15 protein-coding genes and 1 pseudogene are annotated in these 15,716 nt (G+C 63.6%); 8 read left to right on the top strand and 8 right to left on the bottom strand.

Features of this window, described 5'->3' with window-relative positions; all coding sequences use genetic code 11:
- Positions 1-233: 233 nt before the first annotated feature.
- Together AB6724_RS21125 and AB6724_RS21120 are read left to right on the top strand one after the other, a co-directional pair.
- Positions 234-710 (top strand): MarR family winged helix-turn-helix transcriptional regulator, encoded by a 477-nt coding sequence (locus tag AB6724_RS21125; protein WP_369340509.1) that lies wholly within the window; start codon positions 234-236, stop codon positions 708-710.
- A gap of 63 nt (positions 711-773) precedes the next feature.
- Positions 774-1,190: an organic hydroperoxide resistance protein gene (locus AB6724_RS21120; RefSeq protein WP_369340508.1), complete on the top strand. Its 417-nt coding sequence runs from the start codon at positions 774-776 to the stop codon at positions 1,188-1,190.
- Positions 1,191-1,206: 16 nt separating this feature from the next.
- Here the strand turns inward: AB6724_RS21120 and AB6724_RS21115 are convergent, their stop codons facing one another.
- The gene (locus AB6724_RS21115; protein ID WP_369340507.1) at positions 1,207-1,869 is read right to left on the bottom strand and encodes a 2'-5' RNA ligase family protein; all 663 of its coding nucleotides are present in this window, start codon (positions 1,867-1,869) and stop codon (positions 1,207-1,209) included.
- A 175-nt stretch (positions 1,870-2,044) separates the two neighbouring features.
- Here AB6724_RS21115 and AB6724_RS21110 point away from each other — a divergent pair, with 175 nt between their 5' ends.
- On the top strand, positions 2,045-3,079 hold the full coding sequence (locus tag AB6724_RS21110) for a serine/threonine protein kinase (protein WP_369340506.1): 1,035 nt from the start codon (positions 2,045-2,047) through the stop codon (positions 3,077-3,079).
- Positions 3,080-3,092: 13 nt separating this feature from the next.
- On the opposite strand, the gene AB6724_RS21105 is transcribed toward AB6724_RS21110, so the two are convergent.
- Positions 3,093-3,518 carry a hypothetical protein gene (locus AB6724_RS21105; RefSeq protein ID WP_439329910.1) on the bottom strand — a complete coding sequence of 142 codons (426 nt, stop codon included), beginning with the start codon at positions 3,516-3,518 and terminating at the stop codon, positions 3,093-3,095.
- A complete protein-coding gene (locus AB6724_RS21100) occupies positions 3,515-4,201 on the bottom strand; it encodes a TetR/AcrR family transcriptional regulator (protein WP_369340510.1) in 687 nt (228 codons plus the stop codon). Before AB6724_RS21100 ends, AB6724_RS21105 begins: the two co-directional genes overlap by 4 nt.
- Positions 4,202-4,375: 174 nt before the next feature.
- On the opposite strand from AB6724_RS21100, the gene AB6724_RS21095 reads away from it, so the two are divergent.
- Both AB6724_RS21095 and AB6724_RS21090 read left to right on the top strand, forming a co-directional pair.
- Positions 4,376-5,587, top strand: coding sequence for an MFS transporter (locus AB6724_RS21095; protein ID WP_369340505.1), 1,212 nt, complete (start codon positions 4,376-4,378; stop codon positions 5,585-5,587).
- A gap of 91 nt (positions 5,588-5,678) precedes the next feature.
- Complete coding sequence (locus AB6724_RS21090) at positions 5,679-6,545, top strand: DMT family transporter (RefSeq protein WP_439329911.1); 867 nt, start codon at positions 5,679-5,681, stop codon at positions 6,543-6,545.
- Here AB6724_RS21090 and soxR read toward each other — a convergent pair.
- Complete coding sequence (gene soxR / locus AB6724_RS21085; protein ID WP_369340503.1) at positions 6,505-7,068, bottom strand: redox-sensitive transcriptional activator SoxR; 564 nt, start codon at positions 7,066-7,068, stop codon at positions 6,505-6,507. The two genes, AB6724_RS21090 and soxR, sit on opposite strands and share 41 nt — an antisense overlap.
- 155 nt (positions 7,069-7,223) lie before the next feature.
- Between soxR and AB6724_RS21080 the strand changes: the two genes are divergently transcribed.
- Complete coding sequence (locus AB6724_RS21080) at positions 7,224-7,733, top strand: RidA family protein (RefSeq protein WP_369340502.1); 510 nt, start codon at positions 7,224-7,226, stop codon at positions 7,731-7,733.
- Positions 7,734-7,759: 26 nt separating this feature from the next.
- Positions 7,760-8,965 carry an MFS transporter gene (locus AB6724_RS21075; protein WP_369340501.1) on the top strand — a complete coding sequence of 402 codons (1,206 nt, stop codon included), beginning with the start codon at positions 7,760-7,762 and terminating at the stop codon, positions 8,963-8,965.
- Positions 8,966-9,204: 239 nt separating this feature from the next.
- Here the strand turns inward: AB6724_RS21075 and AB6724_RS21070 are convergent, their stop codons facing one another.
- Positions 9,205-10,089, bottom strand: coding sequence for a hypothetical protein (locus tag AB6724_RS21070; RefSeq protein WP_369340500.1), 885 nt, complete (start codon positions 10,087-10,089; stop codon positions 9,205-9,207).
- A gap of 1,338 nt (positions 10,090-11,427) precedes the next feature.
- Here AB6724_RS21070 and AB6724_RS21065 point away from each other — a divergent pair.
- Complete coding sequence (locus AB6724_RS21065) at positions 11,428-12,522, top strand: porin (protein ID WP_369340499.1); 1,095 nt, start codon at positions 11,428-11,430, stop codon at positions 12,520-12,522.
- Positions 12,523-13,252: 730 nt separating this feature from the next.
- Here the strand turns inward: AB6724_RS21065 and AB6724_RS21060 are convergent.
- From AB6724_RS21060 to AB6724_RS21050, 3 genes and pseudogenes are all read right to left on the bottom strand, one after another.
- On the bottom strand, positions 13,253-13,918 hold the full coding sequence (locus AB6724_RS21060; RefSeq protein ID WP_369340498.1) for a trimeric intracellular cation channel family protein: 666 nt from the start codon (positions 13,916-13,918) through the stop codon (positions 13,253-13,255).
- Between the two features lie 9 nt (positions 13,919-13,927).
- Positions 13,928-15,199, bottom strand: coding sequence for a M20 family metallopeptidase (locus tag AB6724_RS21055; protein WP_369340497.1), 1,272 nt, complete (start codon positions 15,197-15,199; stop codon positions 13,928-13,930).
- Between the two features lie 93 nt (positions 15,200-15,292).
- Positions 15,293-15,716, bottom strand: a pseudogene (locus AB6724_RS21050) (hypothetical protein); the annotation flags it as partial.

Genomic DNA, 15,716 nt, shown 5'->3' with positions numbered 1-15,716 from the left:
TGGGCATCGGTCAGTGCATGTCTACGAATCACGCTACTGATAACGCAGCAACTATCACATTAGATGACACACCCTAGGCCGGGCCGCGCAGCCATCAACGCCAATGGCCTGCACCCAAGCCCGCGCCCGCTGCCTCGCGCCAGGTCTTTGCCGCATTCACATTCCAGCCCTGGCCATGTCATGGTTTTGAAATATAAATTGCGCACAATTTAATTGCCAGCAATAATTCATCCATGCCTACCAGCAATTCCCTTCCACCCGATGCCTCCGAGCTGCTGCGGCTGGACAACCAGGTCTGCTTCGCGCTTTACTCGGCATCTCTGGCCATGACCAAGCTCTACAAGCCCTTGCTCGATGAGCTGGGCCTGACCTACCCGCAATACCTGGTCATGCTGGTGCTCTGGGAAGGCGACCGGCTCACGGTCTCGGAGCTGGGCGAGCGCCTGCACCTGGATTCGGGCACGCTGACGCCGCTGCTCAAGCGGCTGGAAGCCGCGGGCCTGCTGCTGCGGCTGCGCGATGCCCAGGACGAGCGCCGCGTGCGCATCGCGCTCACCGACGCGGGCCGCGACCTGCGCGCCGCGGCCGAAAAAATTCCCGCCTGCCTGCTGCAAAGCACGCAGTGCAGCCTGGCCGAACTCCAGGCGCTCACGGGCCAGCTCAGCGCACTGCGCGAGCGGCTGCTGCCGCGCCGCAGTGGCTCCGACTGATACCGGAACGACGCTTTTCTCCACCCGCCCGTACTGCCGGGCACTATCGCAAAGGAAGACACCATGGCACAGCTAGACAAAGTTCTCTACACCGCCCGCGCCCACACCACGGGCGGCCGCGAAGGCGCTTCGCGCAGCGATGACGGCCGCCTGGACATCCAGCTGACTCCGCCCGGCGGCGCCGGCAAGGGCAGCAATCCCGAGCAGCTGTTTGCGGCCGGCTATTCGGCCTGCTTCATCGGCGCCATGAAGGCCGTGGCCGCGCGCCAGAAGCTGACCCTGCCTGCCGATCTGTCGGTGGATGCCGAGGTGGACCTGGGCCCCGTGGGCGAGGTCTTCGGCATTGCGGTGCGCATGCAGATCAAGCTGCCCGGCATGGACAAGGCTGCAGCCCAGCAACTGGTGGACACCGCCCACCAGGTCTGCCCCTATTCCAATGCCACGCGCGGCAATATCGACGTGACGCTGACCATCGCCTGAGACCGGGGCCGCGGCCCTATGCCCCGACCTCGCGCCACAGGGCTGCGGGCGACGGCGTGTAGCGGCCGGCTTCCAGGTCGAAAACGCCTTCGACGGTCAGCGCGCCCGCGATATCGGCCGTCGCATAGCGGGCCAGCGCCAGCTGCGCGACCCGGAAGTCGGGCGGGTCCAGGTCCGCAATCCGGGCCACCGCCTCGCGCACCGGCAGGCGCCGCGCATAGTGGCCCAGGGTGAGATGGGGCACATAGCGCCAACCCGGTGCCGGTGGCTGTGGCACCAGCGCCCCGTGCAGGCGCTGCAGGGCCGAACTCCCTGCGCTCACCGCCAGGTAGGGCACGGTGGTAAAGCTGCCCGCGCCCGCGATCTGCAGGGCAAACGGCGGCTGCCCCAGGGCTTGCAGCAAGCCCACATCGTCCTCCAATGCCCGTCGGTCGTATTCCTGCGCCGGGTGGGCCATGCCGCCCTGGCACAGACCGCGGTAGGCGACGCTGATATGCGGCTGGCGCTCGTAGCGCGGCAGCAGCGCTGCGCCCAGCCGACGCCGCCCCTCGGCCACGGCCCGTGCCACGGCCTGGTCCTCGAGCATCACCACCCAGACCGCAGACCAGGGACAGCTGCGATGCCACTCGGCAAAATCGCGGTCCTCGCAGGGCTGTGAGAGTTCGTCGCTAGCATCCATGGCCGCCAGTGTGCCAGCTCCCGCGCCGCGGCCACGAGATCCGGAATTTTCAGGCTTTCAGCCTTGCAAGCCAGACACGATCTGCGCTTTCAGCTATCGAATCAAAAGCCCTGCGCCTGTGTCAAAGCCATGCCATCTGCTCGTGGGCCCGGGGTTTGCGCATGACAATGGAGGCATGAGCAACTTGCAAGCCTCCACCCATCCTTACGCAGACCTCACGCCGGACTGCGTGCTGGACGCCTTGTATGCCGCGGGCCTGACCCCCGATGGACGGCTCACGGCGCTGAGCTCCTATGAAAACCGCGTCTATCTCGCCCACCAGGACGAGGGCGACAAGGTGGTGGCCAAGTTCTACCGCCCGGGCCGCTGGAGCCGCGCACAGATCGAGGAAGAACATGCGTTCTCCCAGGAACTCGCGGACCGGGAAATTCCCGTGGTCGCTCCGCTGCGGCTGCAGGGGAGCACCGTGCACGAACATGGCGGCTTTCTGTTCAGCATCAGCCCCTGGCGCGGCGGGCGCCGGCCCGAGCTCGACGACTGGGAGGTGCTGGAGTGGATAGGCCGCTTTCTGGCCCGCATCCACACCGCGGGCTCGGCCCAGGCTTTTGTCCACCGCCCGGCGCTGGATCGGCAGAGCTTTGGCATCGAGCCCATGCGCTATCTGCTGGAGCACGATGTGGTGGCGTTGGAAGTGCGCAGCCGCTGGCAGCAGGCCTGCGCCACGGCTCTCGACCTGATAGCACCTGCCGCAGACGGGCTCAGCAAGGCCGGCCATTTCGGGCTGGAAAGCGCGATGCAGATCCGCCTGCATGGCGACTGCCACCCCGGCAATATTCTGTGGACGCCGCTGGACGACGAAGGCCATGGCGGTCCGCATTTTGTGGACCTGGATGACGCGCGCAGCGGCCCGGCCGTGCAGGATCTGTGGATGCTGCTCTCGGGCGAGCGCGCGCAGCAGACCCAGCAGCTGTCGGCCCTGCTCGAAGGCTATGAGCAGTTCCGCCCCTTTGACCGGCGCGAGCTGGCCTTGATCGAGCCGCTGCGTACCCTGCGCCTGCTGCACTACAGCGCCTGGCTGGCGCGACGCTGGCAGGACCCGATCTTTGCGATCAACTTCCCCTGGTTCGGCACGCTGGACTACTGGCAGGGCCAGGTGGACATGTTGCACGAGCAGATAGAGGCCATGCAGCAGGAGCCGCTATACGCCTGATTCAGGCCGAGGCTTAGCAGCGCCCCTCGGCCCGGCAGGCGGGCACGGTCTGGCCGCTGGCATCGCGCCACTGCACGGCTCCCGGCTCCGCAGCCGGAATCTCCTGGGACGGCGCGACCTGCGCTCGATTGGGATCGTGCAGCACGGTCGAAGTGCCCACACCGACGCCCACGCTGGCACCGCCCACGCCCGTGGCGGCTCCCACTCCGGCCGTGCCCAGCACCTGGCCGCGCTGGTTCACACCCACGCCAACGCCCAGCGGACCCACGCCCGTGCCCACGCCGGCGCTGAGACCGCCGCTGCCCAGGCCCACGCCCACCGAGAACGGACCCACCGGAACGCCGACGCCCACACCGGCACCGACCGAGCTGCAGCCCGCCACAGTGGCGCCCATGGCGAGAACGATCAAGGCCGTGGCCGCGGTTTTGCATGCTGTCATGACTGGGGTTCCAAGCTTTTTCTCACGCCACCATTGTGGCCCGCCGCGGCGGCAAACAGGTTTTCGATCAACAGTTCCACCAGCGGCCGTATCGGCAATTGCCGGTTTTTTTCGGGCGCCAGCAGGCCGTTGTGCACCATGCCCATCCAGAAGGGGCTGGCCAGCAACTGGGCACTGAGGCTGACGGAGTCCGTCCGCAGCTCGCCCTCGTCCACGGCCAGCTGCAGCAGGTCCTGCACATGCTGCTGCCAGGGATCGAACGCCAGCTCCTTGTACAGCCGCGCCAGCTCGGGCACATGACGGGCTTCGCTCAGGATCAGCTGCGCCAGCGCGCCGCGCTCGCTGCCTTCGAGCATATCCATGGTGGGCAGCAGGCTGCGGCGCAGCAGCGCCTTGACGGACTCGCCGGCCCTGCGGCGCAGCGGCCGGTAGGCCGCCGAATGCTGCAGCGCATGCTCGATCACGCCGCGCAGCAGCTCGTCCTTGGAGGGGTAGTACAGATACAGCGTGCCCTTGGCCACCCGGGCGCGGCGCGCGATGCGCTCCATGGTGCTGCGCGCCAGGCCGGTTTCCACAAACTCGGCCAGCGCGGCTTCCGTGATCTGCCGGCGGGTCTGGGCCGTCTTGTCCAGGCTCGGGCCGCGCTTGCGCCGGCCCGAGTCGCAAGCCGGCGAATCTTGCATATTTTGCACAGGCATCACCGTTCTGCCGCCATGGGCACAGCGCCGATGGCGGCCATGTCCTTGCAGGCTTTTCTACAATTCACAAAATTGACCAACAGGTCATTTTTAATGCATTGTAGGCAGGCGGCAAAAACCTTTTCCTCGCCGCTGCGGCTTCTGTATCTCGGTCACATCATGCAAACCAAATGGACGCCCTATCCCTGGGTGTGCTTTTCCATGTGCGTGGGCGTCATGGGCACGGCCCTGGCCAGCCCGCTATACCCCATCTACCAGCAGGCCTGGGGCCTGCAGCCCAGCCACATCACGCAGATCTTCGTGGCCTATATGTTCGGCGCGCTGGCCAGCCTGCTGTTCCTGGGCCGGCTCACGGATCGCTTCGGCTTCATGGCCGTGCTGCGTGCGGGCCTGATCCTGATGACGCTGGGCGTGGGCAGTTCGGCCCTGGCCTGGGACGTGCCCAGCTTCTCGGTCTGCCGCTTCATCATCGGCGTCGCCTCGGGAATGATCACCACCTCGGCCTCGGTGGGCATGACCCGGCTCAACAACAAGGGCGATCTGCAGCGCGCGGCCGCCACGACCAGCCTCACCATCGCCTTCGGCTTCGGCCTGGGCCCCGTGGTGGGCGGACTGATGGCGCAATGGGTGCCGGCACCTTTGACAACGGCGTACCTGCCGTCCCTGGCTCTGGGCCTGCTGGCCATCTATGCGCTGTTCCAGCTACGCCTGCCCGAGCAGCCCTCACCTTCAGGTACTGCCGCGCCGCGCTTCTCGTTCAAGGACGTGCAGCCCGCACTCTCCCAGCCGCGCAAGCCTTTTGTGCGCCATTACGCGCTAGGCTGCATGGCCGCGTTCTCGGCCTTCGGCATGTTCAGCCTGTTCGCCTCGCTGGCGCCCAGCTTCATGGAACATATGGTGCCCTGGCACGGCCCCGCGGTTTCGGGCCTGTCCATAGGCATCATCCTGTTCCTGTCGGCCATCGTGCAGCTGATCGCGCGCCCCTATGCGACCAAGGGCGTGGCCATAGGCGGCTTCTTCGCGCTGATGGCCTGCAACCTGCTGCTGCTGCTCAACACCTTTGCGGGCTCGCCCTGGCTGTTCGCGCTGTGCGTGGTCGCCACCGCGGCCGGCCACGGCATGTGCAATCTGGCGGGCATGTCCATCGTCAACAAGGTTTCCAAGCCGGCCAGCCGCACGGGCCTGCTGTCCACCTATCTGATCGTGGGCTACCTGGGCACGATTGTTCCCATCCTGGGCCTGGGCTGGCTGTCGGACGCCATAGGCCTGACCCGGGCGCTGATCGTGTTCTGCATCTGCCTGGGCCTGCTCACCGCGTTTCTGGGTGCGATGTGCATGCGCGCGCGCGTGCTGCCGATTCCACGCCAGTAAGCCCGGCCTCAACCGACTGCCTCTCTTGCCCCCATTCAAGATCCCCCGCCTGCCCCTGAGCCTGCAGGAAGCCGCACTCGTCGGCGTCACCATGCTGTGGGGCACGACGTTTCTCGTCGTCCACACGGCGATGCAATACGCCGGGCCGCTGTTCTTCGTCGGCTTTCGCTTCACCACCGCCGGACTGCTGTGCCTGCTGATCTTCCACCGCAGCATGCGCGAGCTGAGCTGGCAGGAAGCCAAGGCCGGTGCCGCCATCGGCCTGTTGATCTTCCTGGGCTACGGCCTGCAGACCCATGGCCTGCAAAGCGTCAGCGCCAGCCAGTCGGCCTTCATCACGGCGCTGTACGTGCCCACGGTGCCGCTGCTGCAGTGGCTGGTGCTGCGCAACGCACCGCATCCCATGAGCTGGCTGGGCATTGCCCTGGCCTTCTCCGGCCTGGTGCTGCTGACCGGCCCGCAGCCGCTGGCCGGCCTGGAAGGCTTGGCGGGACTGGCCGTCGGTGCTGGCGAGCTGGCCTCGCTGCTGGCGGCCCTGGTGTTCGCGGCCGAGATCATTCTCATCGGCAAATATGCGGGCCAGGTGAACCTGCAGCGCGTGACCGTGGTGCAGTTGCTGGTGGGTGGCCTGTTTTCGTTCGCCGCCATGCCCGTGGCCGGAGAAGCCTTGCCCGCCTTCTCCTGGGTCTGGCTGGCCTGCGCCCTGGGCCTGGGCACGGCCAGCGTGCTCATACAGCTCACGATGAACTGGGCGCAGAAAGCCGTATCCCCCACCAAGGCCACGCTGATCTATGCGGGCGAGCCCATCTGGGGCGGCCTGGTCGGTCGCCTGGCCGGAGAACTCCTGCCCGCACTGGCCCTGCTGGGCGCCGGCCTGGTCGTGCTGGGAGCCGTGGTCAGCGAGCTGCGGCCGTGCTTCAAGCGCTGGGCCCGACTACTTCCGCTGCCGCGCCAGTAGCCGGCATGCCGGCCGCGAAATGCGGCCCCGGCCCGGCCTCGGCCAGATAGTCGCCCTCGTTGCGCAGCGGACAGGCCTTGAGCGACAGGCAGCCGCAGCCTATGCAGGTGTCCAGCTGGTCCCTGAGCTGCATCAACCCCGCAATGCGCTGATCGAGCTGGCTGCGCCACTGGGCTGACAGCGCCGTCCAGTCGGCCTTGCCGGGCACTTCGTCCGCCGGCAGCAGGCTCAGCGCCTCGGCAATCTCGGCCAGCGGCACGCCCATGCGCTGCGCCACCTTGATCACGGCCACGCGGCGCAGCACGGCGCGCGGATAGCGGCGCTGGTTGCCCGAGGTGCGCGCACTCGCGATCAGGCCGCGCTTTTCATAGAAGTGCAGCGTGGACACCGCCACGCCACTGCGTCTGGCCACCTCGCCCACGCCCAGCTCCTGCAGTGCCTCGGCCTCCGCTGCCTGCCTGCCACAACCTGCAGCCCTGCCGGCCGCATCTTCCACCGCTTCACCATGCGCTATCAATTCCATACATATCCTTGTTGCCGGCGTGTGACCGGCAGGCCATGGCCACAATTTCTGAAGGTCTTACAAAACCCTTGACCTCAAGCTTAGTTGAGGTTGAACAATGCCAGACAGTTTCCCGCAAAAAGCCCCGGCCCTATGGGTTTGCCAGAAAGACTTTCATGCACTCCATGCACATCACGACCTCCCAAGCCACCGCCCAGCAGCAATACCTTCAGCCCGCAGGCCTCTATGACTGCAGCCCCAACGGCTACACCCATGTGGTCGCCGTTCAGGAGCCGCTGCGCTGGCTGTTTGTCTCCGGCCAGGGCGGCGAGAATGCGCAGGCCGAGCTGCCCGACAGCTTTGCCGAACAGGCCGAGCAGGCCCTGGCCAACGTCCGGACCGCCCTGGCCGCGGGCGGCGCCCACATGGGCCATGTGACCAAGCTCACCGTGCTGATCGTCGACCACAGCCTGGAGCGCTTCGAGCACTGGCAAAGCAGCGTGCGCCAGCACTGGGGCAGCGGCGAGCCCGGCGATGCCCTGCCGCGTTTTCCGGCCTGCACGTTGATTCCCGTGCCCAAGCTGGCCCTGCCCGGCATGCTGATCGAAGTGGAGGCCACGGCCGCCGTCGCCGCCCCCGCTGCGCCAGCGCAGTCCCAGACCAGCCGCACCGCCGTGGTCGCCTGACCTTTTCCCGGAAACCCTCGCGCTTCATGACAGCCCAGACCGCCCCGCACCCGATTCTTCCGCTCTCCACCCTGCTGCTCATGGCCACGGCCTGCGGCCTCTGCGCGGGAGCCAATTACTTCAATCAGCCGCTGCTGCACTCCATGGCCCTGCACCTGCAGATCAGCGAAGCGCAGGCCTCGAGCACCGTGACCATGGCCCAGGTTTCCTACGGCCTGGGCCTGCTGTTCCTGGTGCCGCTGGGCGATATGCTGGAGCGCCGCCGCCTGGTGCTCATACTCATGCTGCTCGCCGCCTGCGGCATGCTGCTCTCGGGCCTCAGCGGCAGGGCCGGCAGCTTTGCGCTGCTGGCCGCGGGCACGCTGATGGCCGGGGTGTTCTCGGTCGCGGCCCAGGTGCTGGTGCCCATGGCCGCCAGCTTTGCCGCCCCGGGCGCCAGCGGCCGCGCCGTGGGCCTGGTGATGAGCGGGCTGCTGATAGGCATCCTGGCCTCGCGCAGCGTGGCCGGCATTCTGTCCGACCTCGGTGGCTGGAGCACCGTGTACTGGGTGGGCGCGGCCTGCACCGCCGTCATGGCCGTGCTGCTGGCGCGCGCTCTGCCCAAGGCGGCGCCGGCCGCTCCCGTGGGCTATGGCGAAGTCATGAAGTCCCTGGGCGAACTGCTGCGCCAGCACCCGCGCCTGCGCAGCCGCGCGCTGATCGGCGGCACGGGTTTCGCGACGGTGAGCGTGCTGTTTTCCACCATGGCCCTGCTGCTGGCCGGCCCGGGCTTTGAGCTCTCCGACCTGATGATCGGCCTGATCGGCATCGTGGGCATCGCCGGCGCGCTGATGGCCAATGTGGCCGGGCGCCTAGCCGACAAGGGCCTGGAGCAGTCCAGCACCCTGGCCGGAGCGATTCTGCTGCTGCTGGGCTGGTTCTGCCTGTGGCTGGGCGGCGGCAGCATCTGGTGGTTTCTGCTGGGTCTGCTGGTGGTGGACGGCGCGCTACAGGCGCTGCACATCAGCAACCAGAACGTGGTCTATGCGCTCGCGCCCCATGCCCGCTCGCGCATCAACGCCGTGTATATGACGACCTACTTCCTCGGTGCTTCGCTGGGCTCGGCCCTGGGCTCCTGGGCCTGGCTGGCGCATGGCTGGAGCGGCACCAGCCTGATGGGCGGACTGCTGGGCCTGCTCACGCTGGGCGTGGTGCTCTGGGACCGCAGCCTGCTGGCGCAGTCGCGACGTTGACCACCATTTCCAGAGCTGCAGGCGCTTGCCGGGCAAACGCCGCAGCCCAAAGACATAAAAAATCCCCGCAGGTGAACTGACCCCCAAAAGTTGGACAGATGAGCTCTGCCTCAAGGCCTGTTCCCTCGAGAGACGTCGAGGACAGGCCTTTTTTGAGGTCTCAATAGTATATTGAAAACCCGCCATATGCCACCAAAATTGGCTCGTCAGCATCGGGAAGGCATAGGTAGATGGACGGTCTAAGGGATGAGCAGCTGTTCTTCGAAAGTCTTGGCTACCGCGTCGATGATCACTAGGTGCCCATGATCTTCTGGTAGCTGTAATTCGGGGACTTCGACAGCGATGGCGATCTCGAACAGGGGTTCATTGAAAAGTCTCACGCCAGTCAGCACTGTCTGACCAGAGACGACACAAGCAATGTGATGCTGGGTTGGTGTACCTTGAGCCTTGAATAAGGATCCCCCAAGGGGTCGTAGTTCAGCTGCTTCAAGAGCATTTACTGTGGGCTCTACGCTAAGCCATCGACGGTATTGCGCGCCGGCTTCCGTATTGATGAACCGATCTCCCACGGCCCATACGGTTGCCAGATAAGCAATCTTGGTGAGCCCCTGGGTGGCTTCACTCAGGTTGTGTTCGAAGGACCCACGCACGTTTGAGTCGAGAACCTCGTGCCCCGTGGGTGTCAGATCCCAACCCTTTCGCTTTAGGTCTTTTGTGACTCGGGCGAGTTCCTTATCGACGTCAGCACCGAACCCCTTTATTGCTTGCACTCGTCGCGTCACCGGGTCAACTTCCACGGGCTTTAGGAAGCGGAATGCCACAGCATCCTTGCTGCCGACCAATTCCACAGGAGAGCCATCTGCCACGAGATGCCCTTGTGTTTTCCAAGTCGAGGGACCACTGCGGGTTTCCACACCAGCCCTGGCAGCGATCATTCCCATAAGGGGAGATCGGATGAGGCGGATATCGACGGATGCGCCGTAAACCGAGTTATGCGTTTTGTCCGCAGCCAAGGCAAAAGTTGCAGGCCCGCCGAGTGCATCAGGAACGATGTGCTCGCAACTAACCTCGATGCTTGAGATTGGTTGGCAGGCGTATGGGCAGATTTTGTTCCTGTAGATCATTCAGTGGCCTCTTCCACATGCTGGCTTTCTTGCCGCAGTCCTCAAGCCTGGTCGTCACAATCAGAACAGGCGGCCTTCGTCCTAAGGCCGCAAGATTTTTTCCAGTTCGGACCTCACATGCGCAAGCAGCTTCTCGCACGCAGCTGGCGAGCTATTGCCTTGTAGGTACGAGAGCGCCAAAACTGTCAGCTCGATTCGAATCGGAGACCATGTCGGGGCGGGATATCGCTGCAGCCCATAGCCGAACAGCCGACAGCCGGTTCATCCACTGCAAACGCTCTCCTGCGCGAACGCTTGCCTGTTGCAACTCAGGCTCCAGATTGGCAACCTCAAGAGTCACCCATTGCCCATCGTCTATTGGCTTGCCAACTCTCAGCTCACGAACATCCATACGTTTGAGAGAAATTCGCCACCCGTGAGCCTCCTCGGGGTCCGCCGGCAGAGCAGCCTTATGCTGCTCCAGGATTGCGAAGATTGCTTCACGGAGGCGCGCTCAAGCGTTTCGGGGCTGATGTCACCCCTTCCTTAACGAAGCTTGCGGTCGTCACTCTCCTTCGCCTAAGCCCTGACAGAACCCCACCTAGCTTGGGGTCGCCGCAGTTTCCATACGTTGCGGCAAATCCAAGAGTTACTTTCGCCTGAGGACGATTCGAGGATCCTTTGATCCCACGCTATCTCATCTGCAAGTCGAAATCCAATCACCCTTGATGAGAGGTAGAGCACCGAGCATTTGACAGTTCGGTGCAGCCAACCGCTGGGTGCTCATTCATGCGAGAGCGCTAAGCATGAACTTAGCGCAATGAAGTACGAGTCGATGCGGAGCCAAAGTCTAGAAATGCAGCCTGCGAACCCTAAGAGGGACACGCTATAGCGACGCTGTTTCGCGAACGGGGTAGCGTTTCACCTGAAGGGAAAGCACCAAGTAAAAGCGCTGCTTTTTTCTTGAATTGCTTATGAAAAATAAACAAAATTCATCATGCAATTGATTATGAAAAATAGTCAAAAACAGGTGCTAATAGAAAGCAGTTCATGACGCACACGGATATCCAACGCCGGCTATTCGCTGATCCGTAAAGGGTCCTACCCGGCCGACTCAATGGCTCACTATGCCGAGCGCTGCGATAGCTCCCGCCAGAGCTCATCTCTGTAGATCTTCCACACAAACGCATTAGTTGTGCTGGTGGCACTGCGGGGAAGTGCTGCGCCTAGAAAAACTGTCCACGGTTCGACGGCAGGAGGTGGATACCCGATGAAGGAATAGGAGAGGAGGACTGCACCACAGATATCAAAGCTCGAAGACTTCCCGAAATTCAAAGATTCATAAAACGGAGACAAGAAATGTTGAGAAAAATAGCTGGCGCCATCGCGCTCATGGGCCTGGGAGGGCTCGCCCAGGCGCAATCGTCCGTACAGATCTACGGCATCCTAGACACGGCCATCGAAACCATGAACAACGTGGGGGCGAGCCGCTCCACCCTCACGCGCATGCCCAATCTTTCGGGCAGCGTGCCTTCACGCCTGGGCTTTCGCGGCCGCGAGGATCTGGGCGGGGGCCTGAGCGCCGCGTTCACGCTGGAGATGGGCATCGCCCCCGACTCCGGCACCCTCAACCAGGGCGGCCGCGGTTTCGGCCGCCAGTCCTTCGTCAGCCTCAACGGTCCCTGGGGCTCGCTGGGGCTGGGCCGCCAGTACACCATGCTGTTCTGGTCCGTGCTCGATGCCGACGTGATCGGCCCGAGCCTGCATAGTATGGGGAACTTGGACAGCTACTTTCCCAATGCACGTGCCGACAATGCGATCTCCTACAAGGGCACGTTCTCGGGCCTGACCATTGGAGCGACCTATAGCTTCGGCCGCGATGCCGTCAATGCAGGCCCTAGCCCAGGTGGCACTAACTGTGCAGGTGAAAGCAGCACGGACTCCAAGACCTGCCGCGAGTGGTCGGCCATGCTCAAATACGACACAGAGACCTGGGGAGCAGCGCTGGCACATGACGAGCTGCGCGGCGGCCCCGGCGCTTTCGCGGGACTGACCAGCAGCGACAAGGCCGACAAGCGCACCATGCTCAACGGCTATGCCAAGCTTGGCAGCGCCAAGATCGGCGCCGGCTATATGCGCCGCAAGAACGACGGCTATATCGCCTCGCCGCGCAACGACCTGTGGTTTGTGGGCGTGAGCTACCCCATGGGCCAGTGGACGCTGGATGCCCAGTACAACCAGCTCAAGTACAAGGACAACGCGGACAAGGGTCAGTTGCTGGTACTGCGCGGCACCTACAACCTGTCCAAGCGCACGGCGGCCTATGCCTCGCTGGGCTATATGAAGAACAGCGGCAATGCGGCTTTTGGAGCGAGTGGTGCTCAGGCCGGAGGAACGCCGCTGCCGGGCGTGAACCAGACGGGCTTTGGCATAGGCCTGCGTCACGCGTTCTGAGCACGGAGTGAAATATAGTGAGTGCGGGCAGCCTGGTGGTTCGCACTCGCTTGTTATGAGAACTCCAAGCGCTGTTGCATAACCTTAGGTCGAGTTTTTCCTTGCTCTAGGCGGCGTTATGCCACCCTCACAGTTGCAGACCTGCCCGGACTGATGCACCTGCTGATGATGGAGACACAGCCCTGCAACTCCTTGATCTGCCGGCGAAGCCGCAGGCCATCACTCGTTCGCCCTGTCCTTGAGGCAGTACATCTTGGCTTTCACAGGGCATCGGCGGTGATAGTCGCTCGATTTCTTCCTGATGGAACGCCCGAACTTATGGGCGGCTCTCAAGATCTCATTATGAGCCTGAGCCTCTGCTCTGGCATCAATCATAGGTTTGTAAGCGCCAATTTCCACCCCTGATGAAAATGAAAACTCCAGACGTATAGATTGCGCATACCAACTGCCACTGACCATTTCACGAAGAAATGCTTAGCTGAGCTAACCACGCGTGGTTGTCGGCTTCAGGTTGGTTGCGACCGCTGAGCCTTGGCAAGCCTGTGACCGCTGCCGCCGATACCAGACGCTGACCCGCGATCTGGCCAGAGCCTCAAACCGGAAACTCGCTGGATTGCAGCGCGCCAGACAACCGGAACGACAGCTTTCGTAAGCTGCGAACTGGTGGTGCCGACCCTAGGCAGTCGTTTGCGGGTACGCGCCAGCGGCTGCTTTGTGGTTACTGTTAGACCTAGTCCGTGCCGCTGTCGTCGCGCCTAGACGAGTGCGGCAGGTTCCACTTGTAGTGCAGCGATAGATAACGAAGCGCAAAGCACACTACTAAAGCAACCCAGGTCCGACTGCTCGACAACCATCCTAGGCGCTCGCCAAGTACCTCGATACCGGCGCCGACCAACGCAGCCGACGCATAAATCTCACGCTGAAGGATCACTGGCACCCGATTGAGCAACACGTCACGAGCCAAGCCGCCGCCCACCGCAGTGACTACGCCCAGTAGCACAGCAACTTCAGCGTTGTGACCAAAAATCATGGCCTTCTGTGCGCCTGTCACGGCAAATAGTCCCAGGCCGATGGAGTCGAAGAGGATTACCGGGTGCGCCAAGCGCACGACCAGCCCGTTGGCGGCTATCGTCATCAAGGCCGCGACCATGGCTACGGCAAGATAGCGCCAATCGGTCAGTCCGGCCGGCGGCACCGCGCCGATGCACAGGTCACGTACCATACCACCGCCACAGGCAACCGTGAACGCTATGACAGCGACGCCAAACCAGTCGAGGCCGCGGTCTCTGGCAGCGATGGCACCGCTGATGGCAAAGGCGAACGTGCCGGCCAGATCGAGCGTGGTAAACAGGCGGTGGTCGTTCAGGCCAGCAAGTGCCAATTCGTGGACGTTCATGGGTTTGCGTCAGGCTTCGGTGCCCCGGGGGCACAGCCACGCGGCAGCGGCGGACAGCATGGCCTGCAAGCCGGTCTCTAGCGTCGGGTGGATTTGCGGCGCGAACTTCGGCGAGTGATTGCTGGGGATTTTGTTGACGGCTTTTTCCTGTTGGGCCTTGGCATACGCGACGGGGTCGGTACTGCCGACGAACCAGAACACATAGGGCACGCCCCAGGTGCGGCCGAAAATGCTGAAATCTTCGCTGGCCGACGCCGGGCTGGGCGCCAGCAAGGCGTTTTCACCAAACTGCTGCTGGAATGCCTGCGCCACTTTTTGTGTCGCGACCAGGTCGTTTTCCGTCAGCGGGTAGCTGTTGATGGTGGTGAACTCGGGCGGCCGCTCGGCACCAGAGGCATCGCACTCGGCGCAGCAGATGCGGCGGATCGACTTGAGCATGTACTCGCGCGTGTTCTCGCTGAAGGTGCGCATGTTCAGCTTGATGGTGGCGTCGTCAGGGATGATGTTTTCCTTAGTGCCGGCTTGCAGCGAACCTATCGTCAGCACTGCCGGCTCGGTCGGCGCAATCTCCCTGGAAACGATGGTCTGCAGTCGCAGTGTGGTAGCTGCCGCCATGATGACCGGATCGATCGAGGTTTGCGGCTGCGAACCGTGCGAGCCGCGCCCGAAGAGCCTGATCTTCAGGCTGTCTCCGGCCGACAACGTGACGCCGGGACGGTAGCTTACTGTGCCGGCCGCTCCGACCATCACATGCTGGCCGAGGATGATGTCGGGTTTCGGGAAACGGCCTTCGCCCCAATCGCGCACCATGGCGTTCGCGCCCTCGGCGGTTTCCTCGCCTGGTTGGAACACGATCATCAGCGTGCCTTGCCAGGCGGTGCGGTGCGCGGCCAGGATGCGCGCGGCGCCGATCATCCAGGTCACGTGCATGTCGTGGCCGCAAGAATGCGCAACACCGACCTCGACACCGTCCGCATCGCGCGCCGTCACGGTGCTAGCATACGGCAAACCGGAATTCTCGGCCATCGGCAGTGCGTCCATGTCCGCACGCAACATCACGGTCGGGCCGATGCCGTTCTTCATCACGCAGACCACACCGGTCACGCCGACGTTGCGCGTCACCTCGTAACCGAGGCCCTGCATCGTGTCGGCGACGATTTTCGCGGTGCGGACTTCCTGCATCGACAGCTCGGGATACCGGTGAAAGTCTTTGTACAGCGCTTCAAGTTCGGTCATCAGGGCGAGTTCGGCAGAGCCGAGAGCTTGGACGAGAGCATTCATGGCAGCTCCAGAAGTGACGAAGTAAGTTTGAAATATGTCCAGCAGAAAGCGGGCTTGAGGGAATAGTCGGCGCTTGAAATGACGGCTGGGTATTCAGGCCTGCGCCCTGGCACCCTTGGGCACCGTGAGCACGATCGAGAAGATGGCTATTACGACCATCAGTACGTTGAAGCCCAGTGCCACGATGGCGGCTTCCCGCACGGCCAGGTTGTCTTGGCGGCCACTGAAGGTGATCACGCCCTCCAGCCAGTTCATGCTTGCGCTGTCTCCGCTGAGAGCGGTGAAAATGGCGGCGGAAATCGCCACGCCGAAGGCCGCACCGAGCGACGAAGCCATTTTGTAGATGCCCGAGCCCGATCCCGCCTGGGCCGCCGGCAGGTTCGATAGCGCCGCATCGGTCGAGGGGGTGATCACCGTCAGCCGCCGCTTCGAGGACGGGTAGGGGCACTTTGGCGGCGTCATTGTGGTGGCTCTGGGTATAGAGAATTTCCTGCGCCTCTTCGGCAAGATCGATATC

Origin of the sequence: Comamonas guangdongensis, assembly GCF_041079535.1 — a bacterium.
Classification (GTDB): domain Bacteria; phylum Pseudomonadota; class Gammaproteobacteria; order Burkholderiales; family Burkholderiaceae_C; genus Comamonas; species Comamonas guangdongensis.
This window is presented reverse-complemented; position numbering and strand designations above follow the sequence as displayed.

Bases quoted from the DNA above. Each gene is read 5' to 3' on its own strand.
- AB6724_RS21125 (WP_369340509.1), top strand. From the start codon at position 234: ATGCCTACCAGCAATTCCCTTCCACCCGATGCCTCCGAGCTGCTGCGG.
- AB6724_RS21120 (WP_369340508.1), top strand. From the start codon at position 774: ATGGCACAGCTAGACAAAGTTCTCTACACCGCCCGCGCCCACACCACG.
- AB6724_RS21115 (WP_369340507.1), bottom strand. From the start codon at position 1,869: ATGGATGCTAGCGACGAACTCTCACAGCCCTGCGAGGACCGCGATTTT.
- AB6724_RS21110 (WP_369340506.1), top strand. From the start codon at position 2,045: ATGAGCAACTTGCAAGCCTCCACCCATCCTTACGCAGACCTCACGCCG.
- AB6724_RS21105 (WP_439329910.1), bottom strand. From the start codon at position 3,518: ATGACAGCATGCAAAACCGCGGCCACGGCCTTGATCGTTCTCGCCATG.
- AB6724_RS21100 (WP_369340510.1), bottom strand. From the start codon at position 4,201: ATGCAAGATTCGCCGGCTTGCGACTCGGGCCGGCGCAAGCGCGGCCCG.
- AB6724_RS21095 (WP_369340505.1), top strand. From the start codon at position 4,376: ATGCAAACCAAATGGACGCCCTATCCCTGGGTGTGCTTTTCCATGTGC.
- AB6724_RS21090 (WP_439329911.1), top strand. From the start codon at position 5,679: ATGCTGTGGGGCACGACGTTTCTCGTCGTCCACACGGCGATGCAATAC.
- soxR (WP_369340503.1), bottom strand. From the start codon at position 7,068: ATGGAATTGATAGCGCATGGTGAAGCGGTGGAAGATGCGGCCGGCAGG.
- AB6724_RS21080 (WP_369340502.1), top strand. From the start codon at position 7,224: ATGCACTCCATGCACATCACGACCTCCCAAGCCACCGCCCAGCAGCAA.
- AB6724_RS21075 (WP_369340501.1), top strand. From the start codon at position 7,760: ATGACAGCCCAGACCGCCCCGCACCCGATTCTTCCGCTCTCCACCCTG.
- AB6724_RS21070 (WP_369340500.1), bottom strand. From the start codon at position 10,089: ATGATCTACAGGAACAAAATCTGCCCATACGCCTGCCAACCAATCTCA.
- AB6724_RS21065 (WP_369340499.1), top strand. From the start codon at position 11,428: ATGTTGAGAAAAATAGCTGGCGCCATCGCGCTCATGGGCCTGGGAGGG.
- AB6724_RS21060 (WP_369340498.1), bottom strand. From the start codon at position 13,918: ATGAACGTCCACGAATTGGCACTTGCTGGCCTGAACGACCACCGCCTG.
- AB6724_RS21055 (WP_369340497.1), bottom strand. From the start codon at position 15,199: ATGAATGCTCTCGTCCAAGCTCTCGGCTCTGCCGAACTCGCCCTGATG.